This is a genomic window from Phenylobacterium sp. (genome assembly GCF_036501465.1).
GTDB lineage: Bacteria > Pseudomonadota > Alphaproteobacteria > Caulobacterales > Caulobacteraceae > Phenylobacterium.
Window position 1 is genome coordinate 1 of sequence record NZ_DASYAF010000062.1, and the last position, 4,757, is coordinate 4,757.

Genomic DNA, 4,757 nt, shown 5'->3' on the forward strand with positions numbered 1-4,757 from the left:
GCGGTCGACCACCACGCCGTTGTCGACCTTCAGGCCGGCGGCTTCGGCCAGCGTCGTGCGCGGCTTCACCCCGGTTCCGGCGACGACGAAGTCCGCCTCGATCGCCTCGCCGTTGTCCAGGCCGAGCCTGCCGTCCTTGAAGCCCTGCACCTTGCGACCCAGGTGGAAGACCACGCCCTTCGCCTCGTGCAGGCCGCGGATCCATTCGCCGACCTCGTCGCCGAGCACGTGGGCGAGGGGGATATCCTCCGGCGCCACGACATGGACCTCCAGGCCGAGGTGTTTCAGCGAGGCCGCCACCTCGAGCCCGATGAAGCTGGCCCCGACAATGGCGACGCGGCGTGCGCCCTTGGCCGCCGCGGCGATGGCCTCGGCGTCCGTCAGCGAGCGCAGGGTGAAGACCTTCGGGCTGTCGAAGCCGGGAATCGGCGGCCGTCGCGGCTCGGCCCCGAGCGCCAGGACCAGGGCGTCAAAGCCGAGGTCGTCGCCGGCCTTGAGCGACGCGGTTCGCGCGCCGAGGTCCAGTTTGACGATCTCGGTCTTCAATCTGAGATCGATGTCGTGGTCCTTGTACCAGCCGTCCTCGCGCAGCGGCATCCACTCCGCCGGCGCCTCGCCCGCGAGGAAATCCTTCGAACAGTTGGGGCGGTCGTAGGGCGCGTCGGCGTCGGAACTGACCAGGCTCAAGGCCCCGTCATAGCCGTGGCGGCGCAGCATCTCCGCCGCCGCGAACCCGGCGGCGCCGCCGCCGGCGATCAGAATGCGCCGCGGCGCCCTGCCGGCCTTGGCTTTCGGCGTCGGGTTCCTGGCCTCTGCGCCCGAGCGCACGAAGATCTTGCCGTCGCGCTCCTCCGGCGTCCAGACGGCGACCGGATCGATCGGCGGCCCGGCCAGCGCCTCGCCGGTGCGCAGGCAGAAGTGCCCATGGTGCCAGGGGCAGCGCACCGTGTGGCCGACCAGCAGGCCCTCGCCGAGCGGCCCGTGGTAATGGGTGCAACTGCCGCCGATGGCGAAGAGTTCGCCGTCGACGCGGGCGACCACGACCACCTCGTCCCCGACCCGGCCGGTGAGCAGGCCGCCTTCCGGCAGGTCCGCGGACGCCACGCCCTTGGTGAGATCGGGCCCCTTCGGTTCTTCCTGGTCGTCGCTCATGAGCTTCTCCCTATTTCTTTGCTCGCCAATCTGATCCTGGCGCGGGGTCGACGCCAGCCTCCGGTTGATGTGCACGGCGAACTGGCCGCCCAAGCCAGGCATTGATCGTAGGTGTTGGCTTGATTGACAACACCCTAGGCTGGCATTTTAGCCAACGTGAGAGCTGAACTCCTCCGCCGCCAGAAGAGCGTTCTCTCGGACGGCGCTATCTTGGAGCTGGTGATCTGGAGCGTGCCGCAGCCTGTCGAGGGCTGCACGCATAGCTACAAGTACCGGATGTACTACGGTCGGCGAGGCCAGCGGATCGTGGGCTACGACAACGAACGCCTGAAAGGAGACCATCGCCATCGGGATGGTGTTGAGGAACCTTACGCTTTCAGCACCGTCGAGACGCTGGTGCGGGATTTCCTGGCCGATGTTGAGACAAGGAGGGCCAAATGAGAATAGCGACTATTCAGATCCGGAAGGACGACACCGCCACCCTGCGCGAGGCGGGAACCGCCTTCACCGACGTTTGGCGCAGGGGAAGACAGGCGTCGGACCTTTTTACGTTTTCATCGCCGGCTCAGCTTTTTTCGGTGCTGTCGCCAAGGCGGTGGGCGCTGATCGAACGGCTTCAGGCTATCGGAGCGGTGAGCTTGCGGGGCCTTGCCCGTGAGCTCGGACGCGATGTGAAGCGAGTGCATGAGGATGTGACCATTCTGCTCGATTGGGGCCTTATCGAGCGAACGGAGGATCGCAAGATTGTCGTACCCTATGGCCTTATCCACGCGGACTTCGATCTTCACGCCGAAGCCTAGGCGTCCGCGAGGGCTCGAAAATCGAATTTCAAACCGAGACCGTCTTCAAAACAAAGCGAATTTGAGAGGAGAATGCGATGGCCACAGGCGTGGATACCCTGATCAGCCCGGCGATGCAGGAGGCCAAAGGCCAGTGGAGCGAGCCGCGCCTTTCGCCGCCGATCTCGCTCTCCGACATCCGCAAATGGGCCATCGCCACCTATTGGCCGGAGACCCCGCCGCCGCTCTATTGGGATACCGACTATGCCGCCGGCACGCGCTGGGGCGGCGTCGTGGCGCCGCTGGACTTCAACCCCTTCGCCTGGCCGGTGAAGCGGCCGCGGCCGCCGGCCGCCGCGGCGCCGGTCGAGGGCGTGCGGCTGACCGGCATCAACGGCGGCCAGACCGACACCTATGGCGAACCCATGCGGCCCGGCGACGTGATCTCGGCCCGCACGCGGCTGGCCGACTTCAACGAGCGCCAGGGCCGCTTCGGCCTGATGCTCTACACCTACAACGAGATCGAATGGACCAACCAGAACGGCGAGTTCGTGCGTCGCCGGATCGCCACCGGCATTCGCTACTAGAGGGGACCAGATCATGAGCGTGAATGTCTATTTCGACGACGTGCGGGTGGGCGACGAAATGCCGACCTGGTCGCGCCAGACCAACTTCATGCACTGGAACCGCTATGCGGCGGTGAACGACGAGTTCGTGCCCTTCCACATGGACGACGAGGACGGCCGCAAGGCCGGCAACGCGGCGGGCGCCTTCGGCATGGGCAACCTGCGCTACGCCTATCTGGCCAATGCGCTGCGCGACTGGATCGGCGACGAGGGCGAAATCCGCGAGGTCGGCTGCCAGTACCGCGCCATCAACCAGAAGAACGACACGCTGAGCGTGGTCGGCAAGGTGGTGGAGAAAGAGGTGGTCGATGGCGAAAACCAGGTCCGCCTGGAAACCAACGTCATGAACCAGAACGGCGAAGCCACCTGCCCCGGCCATGCCGTGGTGGTGCTGCCGAATAAGCGCTAGGGCCGATGTCTAGCGCACCTTCTCCCCTCGCGGGAGAAGGTGGCCCCGCGAAGGCGGGGTCGGATGAGGGGCCGCGCAGACTGATGGTTAGAGGGCGCTCGCGCGGTCGTGGAAAGCTCGCCGCCGCCCCTCATCCGACCGGTCCTAAGACCGGCCACCTTCTCCCGCGAGGGGAGAAGGACGCGTTTGGTCGGCCTCGCTCTTAGTCCAGACTCACCGCGACGCCGCTGGCGACCAGCCCGTCGATCTCGGCGCGCGAATAGCCTGCCTCTTCCAATATCTCCGCGGTGTGCGCCCCCAGCGGCGGCGCGGGCCGGGTCGGGCCGTGGTCGGCGCCGGGGAATCTCGCCGGCGAGGCGGGCGCCAGATAGCGTTCGCCAAGGGCGTCTTCCACCTCGACGAAGCAGCCGGCGGCCTTGGCGTAGGGGTCTTCGGCGACCTGGGCCAGGCTCTGCAGCGGGGCCCAGATCACGTCGGCCCTGGTCAGCACCGCGGCGGCTTGCTTCAGCGTCATGGCGCCGAAGGCCTTGTCCAATATGCCCAGCAGCAGCTGGGCATTGCCCGCCCGGTCCATGGGCGTGGCGAACCGCGCGTCCTCGACCAGTTCCGGATGGCCGGCGGCCGCGGCGATGGCCGGCCAGTCGCGCGGCGCGCGCACCGAGACCGAGACCCAGTGGTCGTCGGCGGTCTTGAAATAGTTGGCGACCGGGCTTTGCGTCTGGCTGCGCTGGCGGGCGCGATTGTGCTCGCCCCATTTCAGCTGGATGGCGAGGTCCCAGCCGATGGCGTAGGAGCCGGTACGGATCAGCGAGGTCTCGACCAGTTGGCCCTTGCCGGTGGCCCCGCGCTCGACCAGGGCCGCCAGCGTCGAGGCGACGGTGGCCAGGGCGCAGATGGAGTCGCCCATCCCCGGGCGGCAGACGAAGGGATCGAGGCCTTCCGGAATGGTGGCGCCGGCGACGCCCGACCGGGTCCAGAGCGCGGCGATGTCGAAGGCCGGCAGGTCGATCCCCTCGCCCTCCAAGCCATAGCCGGTGACGCTGGTGTAGATCAGCCGCGGGAAGGCGGCCTTGATCGAATCGTAGTCCAGCCTGGCCCGCTTCAGCGCGCCCGGGCGCAGGTTGGTGATGAAGATGTCGGTATCGGCCAGCACCCTGAGCAGCGCCGCGCGCCCCTCCGGCTTGCCGGTGTCGAGCACCAGGCTGCGCTTGCCGCGATTCTGCAGCTCGAACACCGGATTGCCGGTGACGTCCTGGCGGGCGGCGAACAGGTTGCGCACCGGGTCGCCGGCGGCGCTCTCCACCTTGATCACCTCGGCGCCCCAGTCGGCCATGACCATGGCGGCGCTGGGCCCGGCGACCCAGGTGGAGAATTCGACGACCTTCAGTTTCTCAAGCATGGCTCACTCCCGTCGGCCTGGCGTCCCGTCTGGATGGATGCCTTGGCCTGAACTCTTGTCTTGCGCGGCCGCCGGAGTGTCAAATGCCGCGCACCCGGCAGGATGATCGAAGCGGCCCCATGTCAGCCCTCTACGATGATGAGACCTTCTTCGCCGGCTACAGCGGCATGATCCGCTCGAAAGAGGGCCTGGCCGGTGCGGCGGAATGGCCGGCGATGCGGGCGCTGCTGCCGCCGCTCGGCGGGTTGCGCGTGCTCGACCTGGGCTGCGGCTTCGGCTGGTTCGGCCGCTGGGCCAAGGCCGAGGGCGCGGCCTCGGTGCTCGGCGTCGACGTCTCCGAGCGAATGCTGGAGCGCGCCCGAACGATGACCGACGACGCCGCCATCGCCTAT

At 67.7% G+C, this 4,757-nt stretch carries 7 protein-coding genes; 5 read left to right on the plus strand and 2 right to left on the minus strand.

Going from position 1 to position 4,757, the window contains the following annotated elements:
• Positions 1 to 1,152, minus strand: a 1,152-nt coding sequence (locus VGL85_RS06305) for an FAD-dependent oxidoreductase (RefSeq protein WP_331587149.1), incomplete at its 3' end; no start/stop codon positions are given.
• Positions 1,153 to 1,308: 156 nt separating this feature from the next.
• Here VGL85_RS06305 and VGL85_RS06310 point away from each other — a divergent pair.
• The 4 genes from VGL85_RS06310 (at position 1,309) to VGL85_RS06325 (ending at position 2,966) form a co-directional block, all read left to right on the plus strand.
• Positions 1,309 to 1,593 (plus strand): toxin-antitoxin system TumE family protein, encoded by a 285-nt coding sequence (locus VGL85_RS06310; protein WP_331587151.1) that lies wholly within the window; start codon positions 1,309 to 1,311, stop codon positions 1,591 to 1,593.
• Positions 1,590 to 1,952, plus strand: a complete 363-nt coding sequence (locus VGL85_RS06315; RefSeq protein WP_331587153.1) for a hypothetical protein — start codon at positions 1,590 to 1,592, stop codon at positions 1,950 to 1,952. Before VGL85_RS06310 ends, VGL85_RS06315 begins: the two co-directional genes overlap by 4 nt.
• 77 nt (positions 1,953 to 2,029) lie before the next feature.
• Positions 2,030 to 2,518, plus strand: coding sequence for an FAS1-like dehydratase domain-containing protein (locus tag VGL85_RS06320; RefSeq protein WP_331587156.1), 489 nt, complete (start codon positions 2,030 to 2,032; stop codon positions 2,516 to 2,518).
• Between the two features lie 13 nt (positions 2,519 to 2,531).
• Positions 2,532 to 2,966, plus strand: a complete 435-nt coding sequence (locus VGL85_RS06325) for a hypothetical protein (protein WP_331587159.1) — start codon at positions 2,532 to 2,534, stop codon at positions 2,964 to 2,966.
• Positions 2,967 to 3,168: 202 nt separating this feature from the next.
• Here VGL85_RS06325 and VGL85_RS06330 read toward each other — a convergent pair whose 3' ends face one another.
• Positions 3,169 to 4,365 carry a CaiB/BaiF CoA-transferase family protein gene (locus tag VGL85_RS06330; protein ID WP_331587161.1) on the minus strand — a complete coding sequence of 399 codons (1,197 nt, stop codon included), beginning with the start codon at positions 4,363 to 4,365 and terminating at the stop codon, positions 3,169 to 3,171.
• 119 nt (positions 4,366 to 4,484) lie between these two features.
• Between VGL85_RS06330 and VGL85_RS06335 the strand changes: the two genes are divergently transcribed.
• Positions 4,485 to 4,757 (plus strand): class I SAM-dependent methyltransferase (locus tag VGL85_RS06335; protein WP_331587163.1); only part of this gene is annotated, 273 nt, incomplete at its 3' end.